Annotated in this window: 22 protein-coding genes and 4 tRNA genes; 8 read left to right on the forward strand and 18 right to left on the reverse strand. The window is 70.6% G+C overall.

The annotated features are described in order from the left end of the window. From ACQP1K_RS10900 to ACQP1K_RS10925, 6 genes are all read right to left on the reverse strand, one after another. A complete protein-coding gene (locus ACQP1K_RS10900) occupies nucleotides 1–1,551 on the reverse strand; it encodes an FAD-dependent oxidoreductase (protein WP_433500760.1) in 1,551 nt (516 codons plus the stop codon). Continuing rightward, nucleotides 1,548–2,738 (reverse strand): lycopene cyclase family protein, encoded by a 1,191-nt coding sequence (locus tag ACQP1K_RS10905; protein ID WP_433500761.1) that lies wholly within the window; start codon nucleotides 2,736–2,738, stop codon nucleotides 1,548–1,550. Before ACQP1K_RS10905 ends, ACQP1K_RS10900 begins: the two co-directional genes overlap by 4 nt. A gap of 149 nt (nucleotides 2,739–2,887) precedes the next feature. Then, on the reverse strand, nucleotides 2,888–3,649 hold the full coding sequence (locus ACQP1K_RS10910) for a TNT domain-containing protein (protein ID WP_433500762.1): 762 nt from the start codon (nucleotides 3,647–3,649) through the stop codon (nucleotides 2,888–2,890). Nucleotides 3,650–4,160: 511 nt separating this feature from the next. Continuing rightward, nucleotides 4,161–4,235, reverse strand: a tRNA-Val gene (locus ACQP1K_RS10915). A 5-nt stretch (nucleotides 4,236–4,240) separates the two neighbouring features. After that, a tRNA-Cys gene (locus ACQP1K_RS10920) sits at nucleotides 4,241–4,311 on the reverse strand. A gap of 13 nt (nucleotides 4,312–4,324) precedes the next feature. Beyond that, nucleotides 4,325–4,397: transfer RNA gene (locus ACQP1K_RS10925), tRNA-Gly, on the reverse strand. 136 nt (nucleotides 4,398–4,533) lie between these two features. Between ACQP1K_RS10925 and hutH the strand changes: the two genes are divergently transcribed. The 3 genes from hutH to ACQP1K_RS10940 all read left to right on the forward strand — a co-directional run bounded on the left by hutH (nucleotide 4,534) and on the right by ACQP1K_RS10940 (nucleotide 8,076). After that, complete coding sequence (hutH, locus tag ACQP1K_RS10930) at nucleotides 4,534–6,081, forward strand: histidine ammonia-lyase (RefSeq protein ID WP_433500763.1); 1,548 nt, start codon at nucleotides 4,534–4,536, stop codon at nucleotides 6,079–6,081. 142 nt (nucleotides 6,082–6,223) lie between these two features. Next, a complete protein-coding gene (locus ACQP1K_RS10935) occupies nucleotides 6,224–7,225 on the forward strand; it encodes an anthranilate synthase component I family protein (RefSeq protein WP_433500764.1) in 1,002 nt (333 codons plus the stop codon). A gap of 20 nt (nucleotides 7,226–7,245) precedes the next feature. Next, nucleotides 7,246–8,076, forward strand: a complete 831-nt coding sequence (locus ACQP1K_RS10940; protein WP_433500765.1) for an aminotransferase class IV — start codon at nucleotides 7,246–7,248, stop codon at nucleotides 8,074–8,076. Nucleotides 8,077–8,080: 4 nt separating this feature from the next. On the opposite strand, the gene ACQP1K_RS10945 is transcribed toward ACQP1K_RS10940, so the two are convergent. Together ACQP1K_RS10945 and ACQP1K_RS10950 are read right to left on the reverse strand one after the other, a co-directional pair. Further along, nucleotides 8,081–9,493 (reverse strand): LVIVD repeat-containing protein, encoded by a 1,413-nt coding sequence (locus ACQP1K_RS10945; RefSeq protein ID WP_433500766.1) that lies wholly within the window; start codon nucleotides 9,491–9,493, stop codon nucleotides 8,081–8,083. Nucleotides 9,494–9,596: 103 nt separating this feature from the next. Beyond that, on the reverse strand, nucleotides 9,597–10,013 hold the full coding sequence (locus ACQP1K_RS10950) for an SsgA family sporulation/cell division regulator (protein WP_055482266.1): 417 nt from the start codon (nucleotides 10,011–10,013) through the stop codon (nucleotides 9,597–9,599). A 411-nt stretch (nucleotides 10,014–10,424) separates the two neighbouring features. Here ACQP1K_RS10950 and ACQP1K_RS10955 point away from each other — a divergent pair. Both ACQP1K_RS10955 and ACQP1K_RS10960 read left to right on the forward strand, forming a co-directional pair. Next, nucleotides 10,425–10,499, forward strand: a tRNA-Val gene (locus ACQP1K_RS10955). 129 nt (nucleotides 10,500–10,628) lie between these two features. Beyond that, the gene (locus ACQP1K_RS10960; RefSeq protein ID WP_433500767.1) at nucleotides 10,629–10,874 is read left to right on the forward strand and encodes a TetR/AcrR family transcriptional regulator C-terminal domain-containing protein; all 246 of its coding nucleotides are present in this window, start codon (nucleotides 10,629–10,631) and stop codon (nucleotides 10,872–10,874) included. A gap of 682 nt (nucleotides 10,875–11,556) precedes the next feature. Here ACQP1K_RS10960 and ACQP1K_RS10965 read toward each other — a convergent pair. Beyond that, on the reverse strand, nucleotides 11,557–12,195 hold the full coding sequence (locus ACQP1K_RS10965) for a GntR family transcriptional regulator (protein ID WP_433500768.1): 639 nt from the start codon (nucleotides 12,193–12,195) through the stop codon (nucleotides 11,557–11,559). Between the two features lie 166 nt (nucleotides 12,196–12,361). Between ACQP1K_RS10965 and ACQP1K_RS10970 the strand changes: the two genes are divergently transcribed. Further along, the gene (locus ACQP1K_RS10970; protein ID WP_433500769.1) at nucleotides 12,362–13,783 is read left to right on the forward strand and encodes a RidA family protein; all 1,422 of its coding nucleotides are present in this window, start codon (nucleotides 12,362–12,364) and stop codon (nucleotides 13,781–13,783) included. A gap of 75 nt (nucleotides 13,784–13,858) precedes the next feature. On the opposite strand, the gene ACQP1K_RS10975 is transcribed toward ACQP1K_RS10970, so the two are convergent. Continuing rightward, on the reverse strand, nucleotides 13,859–14,647 hold the full coding sequence (locus tag ACQP1K_RS10975; RefSeq protein ID WP_433500770.1) for an enoyl-CoA hydratase/isomerase family protein: 789 nt from the start codon (nucleotides 14,645–14,647) through the stop codon (nucleotides 13,859–13,861). Between the two features lie 104 nt (nucleotides 14,648–14,751). Between ACQP1K_RS10975 and ACQP1K_RS10980 the strand changes: the two genes are divergently transcribed. Next, nucleotides 14,752–15,384, forward strand: coding sequence for a TetR/AcrR family transcriptional regulator (locus ACQP1K_RS10980; protein WP_433500771.1), 633 nt, complete (start codon nucleotides 14,752–14,754; stop codon nucleotides 15,382–15,384). A 135-nt stretch (nucleotides 15,385–15,519) separates the two neighbouring features. On the opposite strand, the gene ACQP1K_RS10985 is transcribed toward ACQP1K_RS10980, so the two are convergent. From ACQP1K_RS10985 to paaA, 8 genes are read right to left on the reverse strand one after another with little or no spacing between them, the layout of a single operon-like run. Continuing rightward, nucleotides 15,520–16,350, reverse strand: a complete 831-nt coding sequence (locus ACQP1K_RS10985) for a 3-hydroxyacyl-CoA dehydrogenase family protein (RefSeq protein WP_433500772.1) — start codon at nucleotides 16,348–16,350, stop codon at nucleotides 15,520–15,522. Beyond that, a complete protein-coding gene (locus ACQP1K_RS10990; protein ID WP_433500773.1) occupies nucleotides 16,347–17,093 on the reverse strand; it encodes an enoyl-CoA hydratase/isomerase family protein in 747 nt (248 codons plus the stop codon). The genes ACQP1K_RS10985 and ACQP1K_RS10990 overlap by 4 nt, the downstream gene beginning before the upstream one ends. Continuing rightward, entirely contained in the window at nucleotides 17,090–18,268 is a 1,179-nt protein-coding gene (locus ACQP1K_RS10995) for a thiolase family protein (RefSeq protein WP_433500774.1), read from the reverse strand. Before ACQP1K_RS10995 ends, ACQP1K_RS10990 begins: the two co-directional genes overlap by 4 nt. Nucleotides 18,269–18,288: 20 nt before the next feature. Continuing rightward, the gene (gene paaE / locus ACQP1K_RS11000; protein WP_433500775.1) at nucleotides 18,289–19,374 is read right to left on the reverse strand and encodes a 1,2-phenylacetyl-CoA epoxidase subunit PaaE; all 1,086 of its coding nucleotides are present in this window, start codon (nucleotides 19,372–19,374) and stop codon (nucleotides 18,289–18,291) included. Nucleotide 19,375: 1 nt separating this feature from the next. Further along, nucleotides 19,376–19,879, reverse strand: coding sequence for a 1,2-phenylacetyl-CoA epoxidase subunit PaaD (gene paaD, locus ACQP1K_RS11005; RefSeq protein ID WP_433500776.1), 504 nt, complete (start codon nucleotides 19,877–19,879; stop codon nucleotides 19,376–19,378). 5 nt (nucleotides 19,880–19,884) lie between these two features. After that, complete coding sequence (gene paaC / locus ACQP1K_RS11010; RefSeq protein ID WP_433500777.1) at nucleotides 19,885–20,793, reverse strand: 1,2-phenylacetyl-CoA epoxidase subunit PaaC; 909 nt, start codon at nucleotides 20,791–20,793, stop codon at nucleotides 19,885–19,887. Between the two features lie 9 nt (nucleotides 20,794–20,802). Continuing rightward, nucleotides 20,803–21,099, reverse strand: a complete 297-nt coding sequence (gene paaB / locus ACQP1K_RS11015) for a 1,2-phenylacetyl-CoA epoxidase subunit PaaB (protein ID WP_433500778.1) — start codon at nucleotides 21,097–21,099, stop codon at nucleotides 20,803–20,805. Continuing rightward, nucleotides 21,096–22,046, reverse strand: a complete 951-nt coding sequence (gene paaA, locus ACQP1K_RS11020; RefSeq protein ID WP_433500779.1) for a 1,2-phenylacetyl-CoA epoxidase subunit PaaA — start codon at nucleotides 22,044–22,046, stop codon at nucleotides 21,096–21,098. The genes paaB and paaA overlap by 4 nt, the downstream gene beginning before the upstream one ends. Before the next feature lie 105 nt (nucleotides 22,047–22,151). Between paaA and paaZ the strand changes: the two genes are divergently transcribed. Continuing rightward, a complete protein-coding gene (gene paaZ, locus ACQP1K_RS11025; RefSeq protein WP_433500780.1) occupies nucleotides 22,152–24,185 on the forward strand; it encodes a phenylacetic acid degradation bifunctional protein PaaZ in 2,034 nt (677 codons plus the stop codon). The last annotated feature ends 219 nt before the right edge of the window (nucleotides 24,186–24,404 follow it).

Here is a 24,404-nt window from a genome sequence, read left to right on the forward strand (position 1 = left end):
TCAGCGCACGCGGCTCAGCCGGGCCAGGGTGCGCAGGAGGGCGGACCGTCCCCGCCTCGGCACCGTCCACAGCGTGTGGCCACGGACGCCCCACCGCCGGAGCAGGGCGTTCGCGGCGAGAAAGCCCGTCGTGGCGGCGCGCTCCATCAGGGCGACGGGCAGGTCGGTGCGCACCAGGTCGCCCGCGACCAGCACGGCCGGGTCGGGGGTGCGTACGGTGGGCCGGTCGCGGTAGCCGCCCACCGGGAACAGCGGACAGTCCGCGCGCCACTCGTGCCGCTCGTCGACGATCCCGGCCGCGCGCGTCTCCGGGTATACCGTGCGCAGCTCTTCCAGCAGCCGGCGTTGTACGGCCCGCCTGTCGGACCCGGCGCCGACCGCGTAGGCGTGCAGCTCGACCACGGACCCGCCGGTTCCCGCGGCCCAGCGCGCCGCCTCGCCCTCCCAGCGCTCCAGCACGCTGACGTTGTCGAGCGGGCCGTACCCGCTGGTGCCCAGGAACCCGGGGCGGCCCGCCGCGACCGGGTGGTCGAGCCAGAGCCGGGAGACCAGGAACGCGGGCGCGGTGCGCAGCCGCCCGACGCGCTCGCGCCATCCGGGGTCGGCGAGCCTCGGCGAGGCCGCCACCACCCCGCGCAGGCCCTCCGTGTCGAGCGCCAGGATCACGGCGTCGTGACGCTCGGCGGCATGGGCGGTGTGCACGGCGAACCCGCCCGGCCGCAGCGGCTCCAGTGATCGCACCGCCGTCGAGGTGCGCAGAGCGACGCCGTGTCCGGCGAGATACGCGGCGAGGGGTTTCCACAGCGCATGCGGGAACGGCTCGCCGGGAACGTCGAAGAGCAGACCCTCGGCCGAGCCGAGGAAGTAGATGTGGAACATCAGGGCCAGTTCGGCCGCCGACAGTTCCCGGGGGTCGGCGAAGAAACTGCGCGAGAACACCTCGAACGCCAGGTGCCGCGCCGCCTCCGGGAAGCGGATCCGGTCCAGCAGGTCGTGCGCGCTGACGCCGTCGAGCGTCTCGTACACCCGCGGCACGCGGACGTCGAGCAGGGGCAGCGCGGCGAGCGCGTTCAGCCCGGCCAGATCACGCGGTCCGAAGGACGGGCTGAGGGCGACGAAGCCCAGTGCGTTCCAGGGCGGAGTGCGTGGTACGCGGGCGAAGCCGTCGCACCTGCCGCCGGCGCCGCGCAGCGGATAGTCCGGCAGTCCGGTGAGCATGCCCAGCGCCGGATCGACCCGGCGCAGCAGCTCACGCAGGTTGTAGTACTGACGGAAGAAGGCGTGGAAGCCGCGGGTCATGGTGGCCGCAGAGCCGTCGGCCAGGGTGACCGGCCATCCCGCGAGGCGCCCGCCCAGGCTCTGTTCGCGTTCGTACAGCGTCACGGCCACGCCGCGCTCGGCGAGCCCGGTGGCCGCGGCGAGCCCCGCGATCCCGCCGCCGATCACCGCCACCCGGGGTGCGGGGTCGCCGCAGAGCCGGCGGCCGGGGGGCGGCTCGAGGACGCGGGCCCGCCGGTCGCGGCCGGGCATGGCGGCCCTCGCCCCGCTCATGACGCCGCCCCCGACGCGCGCCTGGGCAGCCAGAGGAGTTCCGCGGCGGTGCGCAGCATGGGCAGCACCGGCGTGTGCAGCCCGATCGCCACATCCTCACGGACCCCGGTGCCTCCGTCGAGGAAACGCAGCAGCCGTTCCATCGGCACCTCGCGGAACAGCCGCGTGAAGAAGCCGGCGCCGTCCACACGTCCGCCGGCCAGGGCACGCAGCAGCACGGCGTCCATCGCGCGGGCGCGCGCGGAGTGCACGGGTGGTGGGGCCGGGCAGCGGCCTTCGCCGAGGGCGAGGGCGACGGCCCGGGTCTGCCGCTGCACGGCGGCGAAGGTGTAGCCGGTCGACGGGCGCGTCGCGCCTCCGGCGGCGCCTATGCGGAACACCGAGGCCCCGACGCGGCGTGGAAAGCGCCCGTCGCTCATCGGGATCACGCCGCCCTCGGCGGCGGTGACCGCGAAGCGCGGCAGCCCGAGAACCTCGCCCGTGTAGTGCCGTAGCGCGCGCTCGTACCCCGCGTCATCGAGCACCGTGGGCGAGAACTCGGTGTACTCGACGAGCGCCTCGTACTCACCCAGCGGCAGCACGTAACCGAATGACAGCCCGGTCGCGGGCTGCGGCGTGCGGAAGTCCATGAGCTCCGCCACCGCCGGGTCGAACACCGGCCGGGTGGTCCGGACGAACCACCCCCGGAAATGCTGGAGCAGAGTGGTGCGGGCCGGCGGCAGCGCGCGCGGCGGACGCGAGTCGAACGCCCACCTGCCCCGCAGCCGGAGACGCCCGCCGCCGGCGGTGGTGCCGCGCACCTCGACGCCCCCGGGCAGGTCGATGATCGCTTCGACGACGGCCTCCAGCCGCGGCACCCCCGGAGCGCGCTTCAGCACCAGCTGTTCGAACGGCCCGGAGCGCAGCATCTTGTACCGCAGCGGATCGATGCGGCCCGACAGGCGTTCGCCGTCCGGGCCGCGCACACGCAGCCGCTCCCAGGAGGCGGTGAGCACGTCGTCGTACTCACCGCCCGGCTCCTCCCAGAAGCACCAGGTGCGTTCCGGGGGCCGCAGCCGCCCGGGTGGTGCGTCGACGAGCGTCACATCGAGGGGACGACCGCCCGGCGGGGGCGCGGCCAGCCGGTACGCGAGCGAGAGCCCGGCCGCCCCGGCGCCCACGATGACAATCTGCGTGTCGTGCACCATCGCTCCCTCAACGGGGTACGGATCACCTGGCCGTGCCGCCGCACCATCGAATCCGGCCACTCGTCCACGTCTCATACCCGCCGTGGCGGCGACGGAGGCGCGGCCGCCATGGAGACCGGGGACGGCCTGTCCGCCGGCCCGGGCGCCGTTCAGATCAGGCGCTCCAGGTAGCCGTTGTCGGCCAGCCAGCCGATCGACACCTCTCCCTTGTCGTTCGCCGGCGCCCCGGGGACGTACTTCGCGAGCGTGTGGAACTGCAGCCCCTCGCCGGGCTGCTGGAAGGCCGCGGCGATGGGGCCCGCGTCGACCTCGAACGGCCGGGTCACCTCGTAGACGTGGTAGTTGCACCTGTGCGCGGGATCGCCGGAGAAGGTGTTGAGATTGCTCGGCGGCAGTGCCCGCTGCGAGTACGGCGTGCCGAACGGCGAGAGGAACGCCCCCGACTCGCCGCCGAACCGGTCGACCCTGTATCCCACGGGGAGGAGCTTCGGATAGATGATCGGCTTGGCGTTGCCGGACTTCCCGGGGTGCGCGAAGCCGAAATCAGGCGGGTAGTTGTAGGTGTTGTCCTTCTCGTTGAAATATCGGGTGAGGAACTCGGTGGGGGGCAGGCCGCCGTACAGGGTGTAGCCCCGTACGATCTCGCCCAGGTTGCCTTTCGCCGGGAGGATTTCCGGCCCCAGAGCCGGATTTCCCAGCACATATGGTGGAGCGCAGGCCGCCCCATCGGCTTTCCGGCCGTCGGCCGCCTTCGACTTGAGACCATTGACCGACGACGTCACGTCTTGGACGAGCGCACCGGAGCTCGTGCCGGTGTCGTCGTCGGAGGCCAGGGCCGGGGTTACGGCGAAGGTCGCCGCGGTCAGGGCGAGCGCCGCCACCACCGGACCACACCGCAAGAAATTGCGCACGAATTCTCCCGAAGAGTATGCACGGGCATGTGATCGGATATATTCGCATCAGTTGCCGGATCGGCGCGATGAATCGCCTGCTGATCATTCTGACGCGATCGATCCGTGCGTACCCGGCCCGCCTTAAGGCGCATCACCGGTGATTATCTGGAGCTGCAAAAAGTGCGCGAGACGGAGTCAGAAAGGGCGTGAAAAATCCGATATCAAATGATGAAGAGGATCCATCGGATCAAGGGTGGTTGGATTCTGTCATTCGCCGTGAATCAGACGGGGTGGACATTCCGGTACGGCCTTCCGGCCGGGCGCCTCGCCGGCGAGCGAGGTCGCGACGGCGGCGGCCTGATCGACCGCCAAGCCGTCCGCCCGGCAGCCCGGTCGCCCGGCTCACCGGGAGAGCCTTCTCCGACATACCGGTGTCCGCAGGCGACGACGAGCGCGACCGTCAGAGGACGGCCGAACGATCAAGGCCGGATCCGCTGTCTTGGGATCCGGCCTCTGAGCTGGGACTTCGTGGTGGGCGATACTGGGATTGAACCAGTGACCTCTTCCGTGTCAGGGAAGCGCTCTCCCGCTGAGCTAATCGCCCTCATGAGGTGGAGACGGGATTTGAACCCGTGTGCGCGGCTTTGCAGGCCGCTGCCTCGCCTCTCGGCCACTCCACCGGGTGTAGCCGCGAGCGGAAGACGGGATTCGAACCCGCGACCCTCACCTTGGCAAGGTGATGCTCTACCAACTGAGCCACTTCCGCGTGCCGTCCGTGAGCCGGACTCACGCAGAGAACCTTATCCAATTCCCGCCTGCTCCCCAAATCGATCCGAATGTAAGGACCCAGTCTTCGATACGCTGGTTACAGAAGACGACACGACCCTCAAGAGAGTTGGAAGATGCGCGACAACGAGGTCGTTGCGGTCGGGCCCGAGCCGCTGTCCTTCGCCGACGTCGTCCGGGTAGCCCGGCACGGCACGGCCGTACGGCTGACCGACGAAGCCGTCGCAGAGATGGCCGCGTCCCGGAGCAGGGTGGAGGAACTCGCACGGGCCGAGACCCCCGCGTACGGCGTCTCCACGGGGTTCGGCGCCCTGGCCACCCTCCACATCGCGCCGTCGATGCGGGCCAGACTCCAGCGCAGCCTGATCCGCTCCCACGCGGCCGGCTCCGGCCCCGAGGTGGAGATCGAGGTGACCCGGGCCCTGATGCTGCTGCGGCTGCACACGCTGGCCACGGGGCACACGGGCGTCCGCCCGGAGACGGCGCGGGTCCTCGAGGCGCTGCTCAACGCCCACATCACGCCCGTGGTCCACGAGTACGGCAGCCTGGGCTGCTCGGGCGACCTCGCCCCGCTGGCGCACGTCGCGCTCACGATCATGGGGGAGGGCGTCGTCCGCGATGCTGAGGGACGGCTCAGGCCCGCGGCCGACGTGCTCAAGGAGTCCCGCGTCGAGCCGGTCGAGCCGGCCGCCAAGGAGGGCCTGGCCCTGATCAACGGCACCGACGGCATGCTCGGCATGCTGGTGCTCGCCATCGACGACCTGACCCGCCTGCTGAAGACCGCCGACATCGCCGCCGCCATGAGCGTGGAGGCGCTGCTCGGCACCGACCACGTGTTCGCGGCGGATCTGCAGGCGCTGCGCCCGCATCCCGGTCAGGCGGCGGCGGCGGCCAACATGCGCGCCCTCCTGCACGACTCGGGCATCATGGCCTCGCATCGGGACGGCTCCTGCACGCGGGTCCAGGACGCCTACTCGCTGCGCTGCGCGCCGCAGGTCGCCGGCGCGGCCCGCGACACCGTCGCCCACGCTTCCCTGGTCGCGTCGCGGGAGCTGGCCAGCGCCATCGACAACCCGGTGGTGCTGGCGGACGGGCGGGTGGAGTCCAACGGCAACTTCCACGGGGCGCCCGTTGGCTACGTCCTGGACTTCCTGGCCATCGTGGTCGCGGACGTCGCGTCGATGGCCGAACGGCGGACCGACCGGATGCTGGACGTCGCGCGCAGCCACGGGCTGCCGCCGTTCCTCGCCGACGACCCGGGGGTGGACTCCGGGCACATGATCGCCCAGTACACGCAGGCCGCGATCGTGTCGGAGCTCAAGCGCCTGGCCGCACCGGCGAGCGTCGACTCGATCCCGAGCTCGGCCATGCAGGAGGACCACGTCTCCATGGGATGGTCGGCAGGACGCAAGCTGCGCCGGGCCGTGGACGGCCTCACCCGGGTGCTGGCCGTCGAGATCCTCACCGCGGCCCGGGCCATCGATCTGCGCGGGCCGTACGACCCCGCCCCCGGCACCGGCGCGGTCGTCGCCCTGCTGCGCGAGACCGTGGCGGGCCCGGGCGCCGACCGGTTCCTCGCTCCGGAGATCGAGGCGGCCGTCCGGCTCGTCGCCGACGGCTCCGTGGTCGCCGCGGCCGAGTCCGCCGTCGGCCCGCTCGCCTGACGTCAGGACGCCGCGGCGACCGCCTCCCGGCTACCCGGCGTCTACGCCGGACCGGCTACGCAGCGGTGCCCCTCCCGGCCGCCGGCGCGCTGCCCGGCCGCTGCGTGCCGAGGCCGGCGGGTCGGGCTGAGAGAATGGAGGCGTGCACGATCCCTTCGCCCACATCGGGGGATTCCTGGCCACCGAATTACAGGAGGTGACCACGGATCTGGCCGCCCTGGACAGGTCGGGCTGGTGGGCGGTCGTCGTCTCCTACGAGGGCAAGGTCACCTGCGCCCGCTTCGGTGACGTGCGCCGCGCGCCGCTGCCCCGCCCCGCGGCCCCCTGGATCGGGCCGGGCCGTACGGCATGGCGCAGTTCGCTCGACCGGGACGGCTACGAGCACGGAGTCCAGCGCATCAGGGACTACATCGAGCGCGGCGAGGTCTACCAGGCCAACCTGTGCCGGGTACTGTCCGCGCCGCTGCCCGGACGGGCGGATGCGCTCGGCCTCGCCGTACGGCTGGCCGAGGGCAACCCGGCCCCTTACGCCGCCGTGATCGACGTGCCCGGACTGGCGGTCGTCTCGGCCTCGCCGGAGCTGTACCTGTCACGCCGCGGCGACGTGATCGAGTCCAGGCCGATCAAGGGGACCGGGGTCACCGCCGGCGACCTGCTCGACAAGGACTACCCGGAGAACCTGATGATCGTGGACCTGGTCCGCAACGATCTCGGCCGGGTCGCCGAGGTGGGCAGCGTGACCGTGCCCTCGCTGTTCGAGATCGAGGAGCATCCCGGCCTGGTCCACCTGGTGTCGACCGTACGGGCGCGGCTGCTGCGCGGCGCCGGCTGGCCGGAGCTGTTCGCCGCGACCTTCCCGCCCGGCTCGGTCACCGGTGCGCCGAAATCCTCCGCGCTGCGGATCATCAATGAGCTCGAACCACAGCCTCGGGGGCCGTACTGTGGGGCCGTGGGCTGGGTCGACGCCGACCGTGGACAGGCTGCGCTGGCCGTCGGAATCCGCACGTTCTGGATCGAGCAGGACATGATCCGGTTCGGCACGGGCGCGGGCATCACCTGGGGCTCTGACCCCCGGCTGGAGTGGCAGGAGACCGAGCTGAAGGCCGCCCGGCTGATCGGGCTCGCTTCGGGGGGCGAGCCGTGAAGACGAGAACGGAGAAGGAGATGTCGGTACCCATCTGGGTGAACGGGGAGCTCTACGAGCCGGACAAGGCCGTGGTCTCGGTCTACGACCACGGGCTCATCGTCGGCGACGGGGTGTTCGAGACGGTCAAGGCGGTGCACGGGAAGGCCTTCGCCCTGACCCGGCACCTGGACCGCCTGGCGCTGTCGGCCAAGCGGATGGACCTGCCCGACCCCGATCTCGGCGCGATCGCCGACGCCGTCGGCCGCTGCCTGGCCGCGGCGCCGAAGTGGCCGCTGAGCAGGATCAGGATCACCTACACCAGCGGACCGGGCCCGCTCGGCTCCGACCGGGGCACCGCCGGCCCGACCACGATCGTGATCGTGGGCGAGCAGAAGCCGTTCCCCGCCACCGCCGACGTGGCCGTCGTGCCCTGGCCGCGCAACGAGCGCGGCGCGCTGGCCGGGGTCAAGAGCACGTCGTACGGCGACAACGCCAAGGCCCTCGCGTACGCCAAGGAGCGCGGCGCCGGTGAGGCGATCTTCGAGAACCTGACCGGGCACCTCTGCGAGGGCACGGGCAGCAACATCTTCATCGTCACCGGCGGCCGGCTGCTGACCCCCACCCTCGCCTCCGGCTGCCTGGCCGGGGTGACCAGGGCGCTGACGCTGGAGTGGTGCGGCGGCGAGGAGGCCGACGTGCCGATCTCCGCGTTGCACGAGGCGCAGGAGGCGTTCCTCACCTCCACCACCCGCGACATCCAGCCGATCCGCATGGTGGACGGCACGGCGCTGCCCCAGGCGCCCGGCCCGGTCACGCTGGCGGCGATGAAGGCCTTCGCCGAGCGGTCGGCCGCCGACCTCGACCCCTGATCGTTCAGGCCCCGCCGTACGACCGCTGGGTCTGGGCGTTGAGCTCGGTCAGCCGCAGCGACTTGGCCGGATCGGTGAGCGGATCGTCGAGGCGCAGTATGTCGAGGCCCTTGGTGATGTCGCTCGAGTAGATGTGGCCGTTGTAGTAGTAGGCGGACCAGGAGCCGCCGAGGCTGAGCTTCGGGCCCAGCGGCCCGCGTTCGAAGAAGGCGATCTCCCGGGGACGCCGGGAGTCGGTGAAGTCCCAGACCGAGACGCCCCCCATGTACCAGGCCTGGACCATGATGTCCCGGCCGGGTACGGGGATCAGCGCCCCGTTGTGGGCCACGCAGTTCTCCGACTGCCCCTGCTGACGCGGGATCTTGAAGTAGCCGCGCAGCTCCAGCCGCAGGTCCGGGGTGAGGTCGTAGATGGCGTCGGCGCCCTTCGTGGGGGAGACGGGCAGGCCGCAGGTCGCCATCATGCCGCCGCCCAGCTCGTCGCTGAAGACGACCTTGGTGCCGGTGTCGTTGAACGTGGCCGCGTGCCAGATGGAGAAGTTGGCGACGTCGGTGACCCGCTGGAGCACGCGCGGCTTCACCGGGTCGGAGATGTCGAGGAGCCAGCCGTCGCCGAAGCACGCCGCGGCGGCCAGGCCCTTCTCCGGATAGGCGGTGATGTCGTGGCAGCCGGACGAGGAGGATCCGGCGTCGCCGCCGGACTTCCGGCTCTCGAACAGCTGGGGCTCGGCCACGACCCGGGCGGCCTCGGGGTTCCCGACCGGCACCTCGATGATGGAGATGCCCTGGTGCGGCGACGGGCAGACCGTGGAGTCCGGCTGCCCGGCGGAGGAGGTGTAGAGGTAGAGCCGGCCGGCCTTCTTCCCCGGAATCATCGTGTGCGTGTGCGAGCCGCAGTGCGTCCGTACGGACTTCACGTAGCGGGGGCGGGTCTTGTCCGAGACGTCGAAGATGCGGACGCCCTCCCAGGCGTTCTCGCCGAACGAGCCCGGGCCGCTCTCGCAGGTGTCGTCCTCGCGGGGAAAGTCGACGGAGACGAACAGCAGGTCACCGGAGACCGAGACGTCGTTCTGGCCGCCGGGGCACTTCACCCGGGCCGTCACCTTCGGATGCGCCGGATCGGCGATGTCGTGGATCGTGAATCCCTCGAAGTTGCCGACGAAGGCGTAGTCGCCCTGGAAGGCCAGATCGGTGCCCCACGCCTCCGGCCCGTCGAACGGCGGACCGAGCGGCACGTTGGCGACCAGCGTCATGTTCGCGCTGTGGCTGATCTCGTCCTGCCCCAGAGACGCCGACGGCGACTGTGCCGGAGGCTGGGCGGATGGTGGGGGAGAAGGAGGCTGCGGCTGGGCCGTGGTGCAGGCGGTGGCCATGAGGAGGAGTCCGGCCAGCGCGGCCAGCGGCCTCGCTCGTCTCATCGCGCGCCCCCCAGGGTGGAAGAACTGATCCACTAGGGACGCTATGCCGCCGAGGCGGCCGGTGCAGGGGAGTTTCGTAACGGTTTGGGCCCGGGGACGTGGGCTACGAGCTCCAGAGCATGTTGCCGAGTTCCTCGTCGAGATCCATGAAGTCGGTCTCGCGGCCGGCCGGGACCAGCTCGTAGGTGCGGTGCAGGAACTGGGTCAGCGGGGCGAGCGGCACCTCGAACAGGGCCTGCCCGAAGGGGGAGGTCAGGCTGATGTGCAGCGAGCGTTCACCCTCTGAGCGGGCCGGCCAGACCTGCACGTCCCCGTCTCCCACCCGTCGCACGATGCCCACCGTCAGCAGCTCACGGGCGAAGATCCACTCGACCGGCTCGTCGTTCCCGACATGGAACGCCATCCGGATCGCGTACGGATCGTCCGCCGTGTAGCTCAGCCCGGCGAGCAGCGGGACGGTCGTACGGTCGGGGACGACAAGCCGAAGGCCCAGCTCGGCAGAGACGGTGGTGCTGTTCATCGTCAGCCAAACCTCTTCGTCGTCGGGTCCCCTGACAGGGGCTCTCTCGCTGCTAGGACGGGGCTTCGTCCGCTTCTCGTGCTACGAGGCGAACGAAGAGGCCCGTAGGAAAGATTCCGCCTCCAGGCCCTTCTGTAACGCACATCACAGCTTGACATTCGGTCATCTACCTGCTCAAACATCGCTAACAGGCACAATCATGCCCCTGCTTTGCGTGGTGGTCGGCCCTCCCTGCATCGTAGGTGGTGCGTATCGGTCGAGCGCGGAGTATCACGATGCTATGCCACCAGACCGTCAGGCCGGGGACGGTCCGGAGAACTCCGTCGAGGAGGCGGCGGGCCTTTCTTTCGCCAGCACCCCCGGCGGTGCGGTATGGTTTTCCCGTCGGCACCACGGGGTGCCGGTGGTCCCGGGCGATTAGCTCAGCGGGAGAGCGCTTCGTTCACACCGAAGAGGTCACTGGTTCGATCCCAGTATCGCCCACCACGAAAAACACCAGGTCAGAGCCCGGATTCGCTACCAAGCGGCCGGGCTTTCCCCTTGCCCGTGCGCTGCTCGTGCGTCAGATTGCGCAGACCACGCCGCACGCACCGCATCACGCGCGTCCGGCGCCAGGTGAGCTGGCAGGAAGCCGGCCCGCTGCGTGTCCGCAAAGAGATCGCCGACCACCTCCGCCGCATCGCCGATGCCGGCCACCTCGTCATCGCCGATGCCGATCTCGCCGCCGTCCACCTCGTACAGCTCGTAGCCGGCGACGCGACGACCCGCACCTACCATGGCGCGATCCCGCTCTCGCCCGAGGAAACCCGACGGCTCGCCGACGCCGGAGTCCGCGCCTTCCTGCACGGATATGCCGCCTAGAGTCGCAAGGCAGACCGCACACGCACGATCACGGTGAATTCCCGGTGGTCCGCTAACTGGCGCTTGCGGCGGCAGGCACGCCAGGGCTCCGAAGCTTGTGAGGGTGCGGGCGAGATTCCAATGGTTCCAGGTGGCCTCGAACGCCAAGCGGGCATCCTCGTACTGCGCCGAGGTCGTGGTGAGCGCGGCGTCCAGGGCGTGGTTCGTCGGTGAACCTCCGATCGCCTACCTCACCCGCTGGCGAATGAACATCGCCGAAGCGAGACTGCGTGAACAGGTAGGACATCACGGGGGCCAAGCTCGCCACCGAACTCGGCTACCGGTCCGAAGCGGCGTTCAACGGCGCCTTCACCCGCGTCATCGGCCGGACCCCCGGCTCCATCCGCATTCACCAGGGGTCTGTACGGTCTGTCTTCGGCTCTGCCCCGGGCCGCCAACCCGCAGCGTTCACCCGCAGGCCGAGCCTGCCCGAGATTCCGACCGTGGCGTGGATCAACAGGCCTGACGACGACCGGGCTGATACGGCCGAGGAGGCGACAGCTTAGCGGTGACCACCCCGATGTCCCGTTTGACTTGACATGCCTTCTACCGCCTTCTTCGAGCGGGTCGTCCTGGAGACCGGCCGCCCGGCTGGGGCCGTGCCGCCTTGTCTCAAAGAGACGCCGGCGCCGCGCCGGTGCGATCAGCCTCCTGCGAAGCCCTTCACCAGGGTGTGCGCCACCTCGTTGAGGTGTTCTGTCATCAGGGCGCGGGCCTTTTCGGCATCGCGTGCGCGCACCGCTCCGAGAATGAGTGTGTGAGCTCGCAGTTCCTCGGCCGATGTGATGTGATCCGCGACGTTCGGCAGAAGGTGGTGCAGGCGCCGTACCTCGTCCACGAGTTCGCTGAGCATGGACTGGATGCGATGGCTCCCCGAGATGTCGGCGAGTGCGAGGTGAAAGCGCCGGGCGGCGTCGAGGGCGATGGTAGGAGACTCGTCGCCCGGTCGTGACTGCTGGGCGACCAGCGACTCGAGCGCGGCCACGTCATCCGCCGTCGCCGCGGTCGCGGCCTCCGCGGCCAGGGTCGGCTCGACCATGCGCCGGAGCGCGAAGATGTCGCGGATGTCGCGCAGCTCGACCGGGCGGACCAGGTAGCCCCGACGGGGCAGCACGACGATCCAGCCGGTGTGCGCCAGCAGCCGCAGTGCCTCGCGGACCGGGGTCTTCGAGACTCTGAACTCGGCGGCCAGCTCGGCCTCGTACACCACGTCACCGGGGCGTCGAACGACATGGACGATCTCGTCCTTGAGTTTGGCGTAGACCTCGTCGGTTAACGACACGTTTCGATCCCCCACGGCGCTGATATACCAGAGGTCTAAATATATCACCAGTATACTCGCGAGATTGCAGTGGTGTACCAACCTGTGTACAGTGCTACAAACCGATCGGTCGGTAAATATTTCGCCGTCGCCATGCCCAGGTCGGCGGGCGGACGAGGGAGGAACGATGGACACCGCATCGCAGGTGAGCGAGGCCGGCGGGAGAGCCCGCACTAGGACGATCATCACCCCGGCGACCGTGCCGCCCGCACCGGGATGGAGTCATGGCGTGCGGGCCGGCGGCTGGCTGTTCGGCGGCTCCATGATGGCGACGGATTACGAGAGCGGCCTGTTGCCGGGTGCGCGGCCCGATCCGCATGCCCCGTGGCTCGACGAACCTCTGGGTCTGGAGTCCCGGCTGGTTCTGGACACGACGGGGGCGGTCATCGCCGAAGCCGGGGGCGATCTCCGCAGCGACCTCCTGCGGGTCTGGCAGTGGATCACCGCCTCCTATCCGGACGACGACTCGTACGCGGCCTCACGTTCGCACTGGCCGGCGTTTCCGTCCGGGACACCGTACGCGCGCAACTTCGCGTCCATGGTGGGTGATCGCCTCCGAGCGTCGACCGGAATCGGCGTCCGTCAGCTGCCGGTGCCCGACGCGATGCTGGCGCTGGACTTCATCGCCGTGGACCCGGGAACGGGCGACCGCAAGCAGGGGGTGACGCTGCCTGCCGACATTCCGGTGCCCAAGACCGGCTATGCGCCGGTCGTGAGATACGGCGACTGGGTCTTCCTCTCCGGGTTCGGTGCGACGGACTTCAACGGTGACTGGATGGCCGACCGCCACATGGGCGAGCCGAGCATGATCGCTCCCGCGGCGCGGGTGAACCCCTACATCTGGGTGGGCTCGGAGATCGAGGCCCAGACGCGCTACACGCTTGAGGTGATGGCGAAGATGGCGGAGGCCGCGGGGGCTTCCCTGGCCAACTGCGTCAAGGCGGACGTGACGCTCACGCACCCCTCCGACTTCGCGGGGATGGACCGCGTGTGGCGCGAGTTCTTCCCGGACGAGCCGCCCGCCAGGACCGTCGTCACCGGATCCCAGCTGGTCATCAAGGGACTGCGCATCGAGGTCGCGCTCGTCCTGCTGGCGGGCGACGGCACCACGACCCGCCGCACGATCGAGGTCGAGGGTGTCGCCAGGCCGTACGGTCACGCCCCGCAGGCCGTGCACGCCGGCGAGTTCCTCTTCACCAGCAGCCTCCTGCCCGTCGACACAGGCGGGGGAGTCCCCGATCGTGCGCGGCCGGATCCGCGCGCCCCGTTCTCCCGGGACGCGTCGGCAAGGCAGACCGACCTGCTCGCCGAGCAGACGGCCGGCCTGTGCGAGGCCGCCGGGACGACGCTCGGCGAGGTGTGCAAGGTGCAGGCTTTCCTCTCCGACATGGCGTTCATGCCCGGGATGCTGACGTCCTGGCGCCAGGCCTTCCCGGACAGCCCGCCGGTGCTCAGCAGCGTCGCCATGGGCGGTCCCCATCCTCTGCCGGCGCCCGGTGCGGGCGTGCAGTGGGATGTCATCGCGCACGTCCCCTCCTCTGGCGAGTAGCTCCGTACACGACGTGTGGCCGCCGACCGGCCGGTCGGCGGCCACACGTCGTCTCCGTGCCCGGCCGTTCCGGTGTCACCGGCCGACGAAGGCCGGCCTCTCCTTGTTCAGGAAGGCGCGGACGGCTGTGGTGTGGTCGGTGGAGGCGCCCGCCCGGCTCTGCGCCCGGCTCTCCGCTGAAAGGGTGGCGTCGAGGGTGCGGGTCCACGTTTCGGTGATCAGGCGCTTGGTCTCGGCATAGGCGGTGGTCGGGCCTGAGGCGAGGCGTTCGGCCAGGCCGGTCGCCGCTGCGAGGGTCTCGTGCGGGTCGACCATGTCGCCGGTGATTCCCCATCGGACGGCTTCGGCCGGGGTGAAGGGTTCGGCCAGCAGGACCAGGTGACGGGCGCGGGCGTCCCCCACGGCACGTGGGAGGGTGTGTGCCAGACCGGAGTCGCAGGTGAGGCCGATCGCGCTGAAGGCGGTTGCGAGAGTCGCGTTCTTGGCGAAGACGCGGAGGTCGCAGGCCAGGGCGAAGCCGAGTCCGGCGCCCACGCAACTGCCTTCGACGGCCGCGATGACCGGCTTGGGCATGGTCGCCAGGCTCCGCACGATCGGCGCGTAGTGCTCGGCGACGGTCGAGAACGCGCTCTCCGCGCCGCCCGTGCTCAGTTCGTCGGCGTGCTCCTTGAGATCCTGTCCGGCACAGAAGTGTCCACCCGCCCCGGCGAGGACCACCGCGCGGATCTGCTGGTCGGCGGCGACCTCGGTCAACGCGTTCCGCAGGGCGGTCTTGACGTCGCCGTTGAGCGAGTTGCGGCGTTCGGGACGGTTGATCATGACCGTAGCGACGGCGTCTCGGCGCTCGATCAGCACGGAATCCATAGCCACCTCTTCTATTTACTGACCTATTGGTCAGTATTGCAGATGTCGCGGGTCTCGGGCCAGTGGGGGATCAGCGGTGGACCTGGATGTGGGAGCCTGCCCGCATGAGTAGCTCGACACCCGCGGAGGCCCGGGAACCGGCCTCCACGCCACGACGGGGACGGCCCGGGTACGACCAGGCGACGGTGCTCAGGCGTGCGATCGACCTTTTCAACCGGCAGGGGTACGACGCGACGAGCATGGGCGACCTCGCCGCGGAGCTCGGGCTCACCAAGTCGGCGATCTATCACCATGTGCCGAGCAAGACCCACCTGCTGGAGCAGGCCCTCGACGAGGCGCTGGACAACCTCACCGCGGTGCTGGACGCGGCGGACGCGGATCGGACGGGGTCGGCGTACGAGCGGCTGCGCGGCGCCGTGCGGGGCAGTATCGAGGTGCTCGTCGCGCACCTGCCCGCCGTCACACTGCTGCTGCGGGTCCGGGGAAACGGGGAGGTCGAGCAGGAGGCGTTGCGCCGCCGGCGGCTCATTGACGACCGGCTGGCGGGGTTGGTGCAGGCGGCCGTCGCCGAGGGCGCGCTGCGGGACGACCTCGACCCCTACCTGATCAGCCGGCTGCTGTTCGGCATGGTCAACTCGCTCGTCGAATGGGTTCGTCCCGGGGGCCGGTACGATGCCCGGCAACTGGCCGAGGCCGTGGCCACCGTCGCGTTCGACGGCCTCAGGCGCCGGGAGTGATCGGCGCGCCGGGGGGTGGCCGCTTCCGCTGAACCCGGCCACCCCGGCCACCCCGGGGCATTGCCGACGGCGCCCTGGACTCGCATCGCCTCGGCCGGCCTCCGGACCGGGTCTTCGGCATTCACCGTGTCGCGCTCACCAGGTGTAGAAGCCTTCCCCGGTCTTGCGGCCGAGCTTGCCTGCGGCGACCTTCTCGCGCAGTACGGACGGTGGCGCGAACCGCGGGCCGAGCGTGCGTTCGAGATGCTCGGCGATGTCGAGCCGTACGTCCAGGCCGACGATGTCGGTGGTCCGGAGCGGTCCGGCGGGATGGCGGTAGCCCAGCGTCATCGCGGCGTCGATGTCCTCGGCCGTCGCGACGCCCTCATCGAGCATGCGCATCGCCTCGAGTGCGAGCAGCACGCCGAGGCGGCTGGAGGCGAACCCCGGTGAGTCGGTGACGGTGATGCCCGTCTTCCCCAGGTCGAAGACCCACTTCCGCGCCCGGGTGACGAGCGCCGGGTCCGTGCGGGGACCGACGACGATCTCGATGAGTGCGCTCGCCGGTACCGGGTTGAAGAAGTGCAGCCCGATCAGCCTGCCGGGGACGGCGAGCGCGTTCGCGAGGGAGTCGATCGAGAGCGAGCTCGTGTTGGTGCCCACCACGGCGTCTGGAGCCGCCTTCTCGATCGTCGCGAGGACGTCGGCCTTCAGTCTCGGCAGTTCCGGCACCGCCTCGATGACCAGTTCTGTGCCGCCGAGGCATGCGGCGTCCGTGGTCACCGTCAGCGTGCCGGCCGCGCCCAGTGCGCCGCGCTCGGCCGCCTTGGCAAGGCTCGCTTCGACCCGGGTCCGCGCGGCGCCGGCCGCGTCGCCCGAGCTCTCCACGATGATGACGTCAGAGCCCTTGATGAGGAAGGCGTGGGCGATGCCTGCGCCCATCCGGCCACCGCCGTACACGCCGACCTTCGTGGGCAGGTCGCTCATTTCTTCTCCTTCCGGCGTTCCAGGAACGCCGTCATCCGGTCGTGCTTCTCGGTGGCCTCGAACAGCACCGCTTGCGCGACGTCGTCGATCAGCGGGTGTGCGTCGCGCGGTGCGTGGAACAGGGCCTTGGTGAGCCGCACGGCGATCGGGGCCGAGGCGGTGATCCGATCGGCCCACCGGTGGCCGGCGGCCGGCAGGTCGTCGGCGGCCACGACCTCGTTGAGCAGTCGCAATGTGTGCGCCTCGTCCGCGTCCAGCACCCGGCCCGCCAGCAGGATCTCCTTGGCGACCGGCTCCCCGACCAGCTCGGCGAGCCGCCACGTGCCCCCGGCCGCGGCCAGGATGCCGAGGCCGGGCTCGGGGTTTCCGATCTTGGTCGTGGGGGTGCCGAGCCGGAAGTCGCACGCGTAGGCGAGCTCGGCCCCGCCGCCGAGCGCGTAGCCCTCGACGAGGGCGATCGTGGGCATGGGGAGCCTGCGGACGCGGTCGAACAGGCCAGAGTTGATCCCCCGCAGGGCGTCGTCGCGGCGGCGCTCTCGCAGTTGTGCGATGTCGGCGCCCGCCGCGAACGTCCCGCCGGAGCCCCGGATGAGCAGGACGCGCGGGTCGGACTCCAGGGTGCCGCAGAGCTCATGCAGGTCGTCCACCATCCGCTGGTCGATGGCGTTCCGTACGTCCGGACGGTTCAGCGTGACGACGACGCGATCCGCGCTCGCCTCGACGACGACCGGCGAGCCGCTCACACCCGCTCCAGGACGAGCGCGGCGCCCTGCCCCACGCCGACGCACATGGTGGCGAGGCCGCGCCGGCCGCCGCCCCGCTCAAGCCGCCCGAGCAGCGTGAGGACGATGCGGGTGCCGGAGGCGCCGAGCGGGTGACCGAGCGCGATCGCGCCGCCGTCGGCGTTGACCTTCTCGATGTCCAGGTCCAGGTCGCGGATGCAGGCCAGGGTCTGTGAGGCGAAGGCCTCGTTGAGCTCGACGGCGTCGAGTTCACCGACTCCCCAGCCCGCCCTGTGCAGCGCCTTGCGCGTCGCCGGGACGGGTCCGATGCCCATGATCGCCGGGGGGACGCCGGCGCTCGCGGCCGCGACGAGACGCGCCCGCGGTTCGAGGCCGTGCTCGGAGATGAAGCCTTCACCGGCCACCACGACGGCGGCGGCCCCGTCGTTGAGGGAACTCGAGTTGCCCGCGGTCACCACGCCGTACGGCCCGTTGACGGGCTTCAGCCGGGCGAGGCGCTCCATGCTGGTGTCCGCCCGCGGCCCCTCGTCGACGGCGAACTCGTCGTCGCCGATCGGGACCGGGACGATCTCCTCGGCGAAGCGCCCGTTCTTGCTCGCGTCGACGGCCCGCCGGTGGGAGCGTAAAGCGAAGGCGTCCAGCTCCTCGCGGGTCAGCGACCACTGCTCCGCGACCCGCTCGGCCGTCTGCGGCATCGACAGGGTGGTGTCGGCGCCGAAGCCGGGGTTGGTGAAGCGCCAGCCGATCGAGGTGTCGAAAGTGGCGCCCGGCTTGGCGAAGGCCTTCTCGGGCTTGGCCATCACCCAGGGCGCCCGGGTCATCGACTCGACGCCGCCCGCCACGACGACATCGGCTTCACCTGCGGCGATCAGCTGACGCGCGGTCGCGATGGCGGTGAGCCCCGAAGCGCAGAGCCGGTTGACGGTGAACCCGGGCACGGTCTCCGGCAGCCCGGCGAGCAGGGCGGCCATCCGCGCGACGTTCCGGTTGTCCTCACCCGCCTGGTTGGCGGCGCCGAGCACGACCTCGTCGATCAGTTCGGGGTCGAGGCCGGCGCGCCGGACGGCCTCGCCGACCGCGAGCGCGGCGAGGTCGTCGGGGCGCACGCGTGCGAGCGCCCCGCCGTAGCGGCCGATCGGTGTTCGGGCACCGGCCAGGATGAAGCTCTCTCTCATGGGTCTCCTCAGGGACGTTTTCAGGCGTCGTAGTCGACGGTGACCGCCTCACCGACGGGATAGGTCTGGCAAGTCAGGACGAACCCGGCGGCGACTTCGGCCGGGTCGAGCGCGTAGTTGCGGATCATGTCGACCTCGCCGGTGGTCACACGCGCCCGGCAGGTGCCGCAGACGCCGCCCTTGCATGCGAACGGGAGGTCGCCGCGTTGCGCCTGGGCGGAGTCAAGGATGCTGCGGTCGCGTGCCATCGCGGCCGTGGTGCCGCGGCCGTTCAGTACGACCGTGACCTCGCTGGCGGTCCCGCTCAGCGCAGGGTCTCGGTGGCGCCGCGCCGGTGGCGGTTCGTCCACGAAGAACAGCTCGGCGTGCACCCGCTCGGGTTCTACTCCGAGCTCGGTGAGGACGTCGCGGGCGTCCTCGATCATCGCGAGGGGGCCGCACAGCCAGACGTGGTCGATCTCGGCGATGGGCACGAGGAGGGTCAGGATCCTGTGCAGCCGGTCGGAGTCCAGCCGGCCGGAGAACAGCTCCACGTCCCGTGGCTCACGGGAGAGGACGTGCACCAGGTCGAAACGCGGCCCGTGCAGGTTCTTCAGATCGGCGAGCTCCTCGGCGAACATCACCGTGTTGGTCCTGCGGTTGCCGTACAGGAGCGTTACAGCGCCCTCCGGGTCGGCCAGGACCGTGGACGCGACCGACAGCATCGGCGTGATCCCGGAGCCCGCGGCGATGCACAGGTGCCGGCCACCGGGGGCGGCCTCCACGCGGAAGCCGCCGGAGGGTGCCTGGACTTCGATGCCGTCGCCCGGCCTCACCTCGCGTACCAGCCAGGACGAGAACAGGCCCTGCGGGATCTCACGTACGCCGATCCGGGGTGGCGCGCCAATCGCCGCGCAGATCGAGTAGGTGCGCCGGTGCTCGACGCCGTCGACGACCCGCCGCAGGGTCAGTGACTGCCCCGCCTCGAACGCGAACGTTTCGCGCAGCGGGGGTGGCACATCGAACGTCACGGCGACCGCGTCGTCGGTGAGCCGTTCGACGGCGGTCACGGTCAGGGTGTGGAACTCCGTCGACGGACGGGGCCGAGCGGCCAAGACCTGGGTCACGTCAGATCTCCTTCATATGGTCGAACGGCTCAAGGCACGCGTGGCAGCGGTAGAGCGCCTTGCACGCCGTCGAGCCGAACTCCGAGGTGAGCTCGACGTCGGCCGAGCCGCAGCGCGGGCAGGCGATGTCGCGGCGTATCGGCCCGAGCGTGAGCGGGACGGGACCGCCACGGTTGTGCGCCGGAGAGGGAGGCGAGATGCCCGCCTCGGCCAGCGCCGCGCGTCCACGGGGACTGATCCAGTCGGTCGTCCACGCCGGCGCGAGCGCCACGCGGACGCTCACGTCGGCGAATCCTGCGGTGTTGAGTGCGTGTACCAGGTCGTCCCGCATGGTCGCCATCGCTGGGCAACCGCTGTAAGTCGGCGTGATCGTGACATCGACCCGGCCGCCCTCGTCGACCTGGACGTCTCGTAGGATGCCGAGGTCGGCGAGGGTGAGCATGGGCAGCTCCGGATCCCGCACCGATGCCGCGACGGAATGCGCGCGTTCCAGAACCTCGCTCATCGTGGTCACCACCTGCCCCGCGGATGCGCCCGCGCTACCACCTGCATCTCCGCGAGCAGGCGGCTGAGGGCCTCGGTGTGCGATCCGTCGCGTCCGGTCCGGCCCCGCATCCTGGTCGGTCTCGCCGCGTCCGGCCGGGGTGTTCCCGCCACGGCGAAGACCTGGTCGAGGACGGCGTCGGTCTCCTGCACGACCTCGGCCGGGTCCACGCCGAAGCCCGAAGCGGCAGCGGCCTTTTCGATCGCGTGCGTGGCGAACAACTCCGGCCACAGGGGCATCAGCCCGTCCAGCGCGGTGACGAGCCGGCGGCGCGACTCGGCGGTGCCGCCCGCCAGTGTCACGAACCAGCGGCCGGTGAAGTCCCGGTGGTAGGCGAGTTCCTTGATCCCCTTGGCGGCGACGGCCGCGAGGACCGCGTCCCGGCTCCGCGTGAGCCGCTCGAACAGGGCCAGACGCCAGGTGGCGAACAGCAGGATCCGTACGATGATCTCGGCGAAGTCGCCGCACGGCACCTCGGCGAGCCGGACGTTCTTGAACCCCTCCGCCTCCCGGAAGAACGCGAGCGCGTCCTCCGCCGGGACCGGCGAGCTCTCTGGAAGTTCCGGAACGACGCCCGGATCGGCCGCTGCGGCGCGGGCGAGCAGCAGCCGGGCCTGGCCGAGGAGGTCGAGCGCGATGTTGGCCAGCGCGATGTCCTCCTCCAGATCCGGCGCGTTACCGCACCACTCGGCGATGCGCTGGGACAGGACCAGCGCGTCGTCGCCGAGCATCAGGCAGTAGGCGGCGAGGGCCCGCGGGTCCGCGCCGTCCGGAACCGTCGTGTCGACACCGGCCAGCGGGTCCTCGAAGTCGGTTCCGAACGCCCAGCGCGCGTCGTCGAAGAGCAGGCCGTCGTAGACGTTGTCATCGGACATGGCAGGTCCTCACATGTGGGGGACGTTCTCGGGGATCTCATAGAACGTCGGGTGCCGGTAGACCTTGTCTCCGGAGGGCGCGAAGAGCGGATCCTTCTCGTCCGGGCTGGACGCGGTGATCGCATCGGAGCGGACGACCCAGATCGAGACGCCCTCGTTGCGCCGGGTGTAGACGTCGCGGGCGTGGCGGAGCGCCATCGCGTCGTCGGGAGCGTGCAGCGACCCGACGTGGACGTGGTTGAGTCCGCGCCTGCCGCGGACGAACACCTCGTAGAGCGGCCATTCCGCGCTCACCGGGCCGGTCATCGCGTCACTTCCTCGTTCCGCGAGGCGGCGAACGCCATCGCCGCCTCGCGGACCCAGGCACCCTCGTCGTGAGCCTTGCGGCGGTGCGCCAGTCGCTGGGCGTTGCACGGGCCGTGGCCTTTGACGACCGTCCAGAACTCGTCCCAGTCGGGCCGGCCGAAGTCGTAGTGTCCGCGCTCTTCGTTCCAGGTGAGGTCGGGATCGGGCAGGGTGACGCCGAGCGCCTCCGCCTGCGGCACCGTCATGTCGACGAAGCGCTGCCGCAACTCGTCATTGGTGTGCCGCTTGATGCCCCATACCATCGACTGCTCGGTGTTGGGCGAGTCGCCGTCCGGCGGCCCGAACATCATCAGCGACGGCCACCAGAACCGGTCGACCGACTCCTGCACCATCGCACGCTGCTCGTCGGTGCCCCGCATCATCGTCATGAGCAACTCGTAGCCCTGCCGCTGGTGGAAGGATTCCTCCTTGCAGATGCGAATCATCGCGCGTCCGTAGGGGCCGTAGGACGTGCGGCACAGCGGCACCTGATTGCAGATCGCCGCGCCGTCGACGAGCCAGCCGATCGTGCCGACGTCGGCGTACGACAGCGTGGGGTAGTTGAAGATCGATGAGTACTTCTGCCGCCCCGACAGCAGTCTGCGGGTCAGCTCGTCGCGGGAGACGCCCAGGGTCTCGCAGGCCGAGTAGAGGTAGAGCCCGTGGCCGGCCTCGTCCTGCACCTTGGCCAGCAGGATCGCCTTGCGGCGCAGCGACGGCGCCCGCGAGATCCAGTTCCCCTCCGGCTGCATGCCGATGATCTCCGAGTGGGCGTGCTGGGCGATCTGGCGGATCAGCGTCTTCCGGTAGTCCTCGGGCATCCAGTCCCGCGGCTCGATCCGGTCGTTGCGTGCGATGGTCGATTCGAACGACGACCGCAGGTCGGCTTCGTCCGCGACGGCTGTCATCGACGTCCTCCGGCTTCTGGGGGCTATTTACTGACCGAACGGTCTGTAATAGCGTGGCACAACGAACGCCCCCTTGGCAACGCACCCTGCATGGAGGAAGACGACGTGAGTGAACTGCTGGAGAGCTACGCCTCGGGACACTGGTTCCGGGCCGCCGACGAGGGCGCGCCGCTGCTCGACGCCGCGACCGGCGCGGAGGTCGCCCGCATCTCGAGCCGGGGTCTGGACCTGGCGGCGATGGTCGATCACGCCCGCACGGTGGGCGGGCCGGCCGTCCGGGCGCTGACCTTCCACGAACGGGCGGGACTGCTCAAGAAGCTGGCCAGACATCTTTCCGCGGACTCCGCGGGAAAGGAGGAGCTGTACGCGCTCTCGTCCCGGACGGGCGCTACCAGGCGCGACTCCATGATCGACATCGACGGCGGCTTCGGCACCCTGTTCAGCTATGCGAGCAAGGGCACCCGCGAACTGCCGAACGACACGATCGTGATGGACGGACCGCCCGAGCCGCTGGGGCGCGGCGGCACCTTCGTCGGCCAGCACGTCTACACCTCGCGCCCCGGTGTGGCGGTGCAGATCAATGCTTTCAACTTCCCGGTGTGGGGCATGCTGGAGAAGCTCGCGCCCGCCTTCCTGGCGGGCCTGCCCTCGATCGTGAAGCCGGCCGGCCAGACCGCGTACCTCACCGAGGCCGTCGTCCGGCGGATCATCGACTCCGGCATTCTCCCTGAGGGCGCCCTGCAACTGCTCTGCGGCAGCGCCGGCCCCCTGCTCGACCACCTCGGCGTCCAGGACTCGGTGGCCTTCACCGGCTCCGCGTACACCGCAGGCATCCTGCGGACGCACCCGTCGGTGGTGCACGGCGGACTGGCACTCGGGGTCGAGGCGGACTCGCTGAACTGCTCGATTCTCGGCCCGGACGTAAGAGTGGACGACCCCGAGTTCGATCTCTTCGTCAAGGGCGTCGTCACCGAGATGACGGTCAAGGCCGGCCAGAAGTGCACGGCCATCCGCCGAACCATCGTCCCGGCACCGATCGCCGACCGGGTCATCGAGGCCATCACCGCCCGATTGGCCAAGGTGACCGTCGGCGACCCCGCCGACGAGACGGTCCGGATGGGTGCGCTGGCGAGCCTCGGGCAGCGCGACGAGGTGCGCAAGGCGGTCGAGGCCCTGCGCGCGTCCGCCGACATCGTCTTCGGCGACCCCGACCACGTCGAGGTGGTCGGCGCCGACGCCGAACGCGGCGCCTTCCTCTCCCCGGTGCTGCTCCGCGCCCGGCCCGGTGCGGTGGAGCCGCACGACGTCGAGCCGTTCGGCCCCGTCTCGACGGTGTTCACCTACGACTCCGTCGACGAGGCCGTCGCGCTGGCGGCTCGTGGCCGCGGCAGCCTGGCCGGGTCGTTGATCACCCACGACCCTGCGGTCGCCCGCACGGTCACCCTCGGCCTGGCGCCGTGGCACGGCCGGATCCTGGTGCTGGACCGGGATGATGCCGCCGAGTCGACCGGCCACGGCAGCCCGCTTCCCGTGCTCGTCCACGGCGGTCCGGGCCGCGCCGGGGGCGGCGAGGAACTCGGCGGCATCCGCGGCGTGCTGCACCACATGCAGCGCACCGCCCTGCAGGGATCCCCTGACATGATCACCGCGATCACCGGCCGCTGGACCATCGGCTCGCGCCGGACCGTGACCGATGTCCACCCGTTCCGCAAGAGCCTGGCCGAACTGCGGATCGGTGACACAATCGAGAGCGCGGAGCGCACGGTGTCGCCGGCGGACATCGAGCACTTCGCCCGGTTCACCGGCGACACGTTCTACGCACACACCGACCCGGATGCCGCCGCGGCGAACCCGCTGTTCGGCGGCATCGTCGCCCACGGGTACCTGGTCGTCTCCCTGGCGGCGGGTCTGTTCGTCGAGCCGAACCCCGGCCCGGTGCTGGCCAACTTCGGCGTCGACGACCTGCGCTTCCAGACTCCCGTCAAGGCAGGGGACACGATCCGGGTGACGCTGACCGTCAAGCAGATCACGCCGCGCACGTCCGCTGACTACGGCGAGGTCCGGTGGGACGCGGTCGTCTTCAACCAGGAGGGCACCGCGGTGGCGACCTACGACGTGCTGACGCTCGTCGCGAAGTGACGCGGGTGACCTGACCGGATCGAGGCGGGCGGCTGCAGGCCGCCCGCCTCTCACCATCGAGGTCGGCTGTGATGTGGGTGCGCCCGACGGCGACGAACAGGTGATCGGCTCCAAGCGGCCGGCCCGTCTCCAGGCGCACCCGGACACCCGACGGCATGGTCTCCACTTTCACGACCGGTACGCCGGTGCGCAGGCCGATCCCGCCTCCCGGAACGCGCG

The organism is Sphaerimonospora sp. CA-214678, from assembly GCF_050942215.1.
GTDB lineage: Bacteria > Actinomycetota > Actinomycetes > Streptosporangiales > Streptosporangiaceae > Sphaerimonospora.

Coding starts and splice junctions, on each gene's coding strand:
- ACQP1K_RS10975 (WP_433500770.1), bottom strand. CDS start 14,647: ATGGATTCCGTGCTGATCGAGCGCCGAGACGCCGTCGCTACGGTCATG.
- paaB (WP_433500778.1), bottom strand. CDS start 21,099: ATGACCGGCCCGGTGAGCGCGGAATGGCCGCTCTACGAGGTGTTCGTC.
- ACQP1K_RS10995 (WP_433500774.1), bottom strand. CDS start 18,268: ATGAGAGAGAGCTTCATCCTGGCCGGTGCCCGAACACCGATCGGCCGC.
- hutH (WP_433500763.1), top strand. CDS start 4,534: ATGCGCGACAACGAGGTCGTTGCGGTCGGGCCCGAGCCGCTGTCCTTC.
- ACQP1K_RS10940 (WP_433500765.1), top strand. CDS start 7,246: ATGTCGGTACCCATCTGGGTGAACGGGGAGCTCTACGAGCCGGACAAG.
- paaA (WP_433500779.1), bottom strand. CDS start 22,046: ATGACAGCCGTCGCGGACGAAGCCGACCTGCGGTCGTCGTTCGAATCG.
- ACQP1K_RS10900 (WP_433500760.1), bottom strand. CDS start 1,551: ATGAGCGGGGCGAGGGCCGCCATGCCCGGCCGCGACCGGCGGGCCCGC.
- ACQP1K_RS10950 (WP_055482266.1), bottom strand. CDS start 10,013: ATGAACAGCACCACCGTCTCTGCCGAGCTGGGCCTTCGGCTTGTCGTC.
- ACQP1K_RS10980 (WP_433500771.1), top strand. CDS start 14,752: ATGAGTAGCTCGACACCCGCGGAGGCCCGGGAACCGGCCTCCACGCCA.
- ACQP1K_RS10905 (WP_433500761.1), bottom strand. CDS start 2,738: ATGGTGCACGACACGCAGATTGTCATCGTGGGCGCCGGGGCGGCCGGG.
- ACQP1K_RS10945 (WP_433500766.1), bottom strand. CDS start 9,493: ATGAGACGAGCGAGGCCGCTGGCCGCGCTGGCCGGACTCCTCCTCATG.
- paaC (WP_433500777.1), bottom strand. CDS start 20,793: ATGTCCGATGACAACGTCTACGACGGCCTGCTCTTCGACGACGCGCGC.
- ACQP1K_RS10970 (WP_433500769.1), top strand. CDS start 12,362: ATGGACACCGCATCGCAGGTGAGCGAGGCCGGCGGGAGAGCCCGCACT.
- paaD (WP_433500776.1), bottom strand. CDS start 19,879: ATGAGCGAGGTTCTGGAACGCGCGCATTCCGTCGCGGCATCGGTGCGG.
- ACQP1K_RS10985 (WP_433500772.1), bottom strand. CDS start 16,350: ATGAGCGACCTGCCCACGAAGGTCGGCGTGTACGGCGGTGGCCGGATG.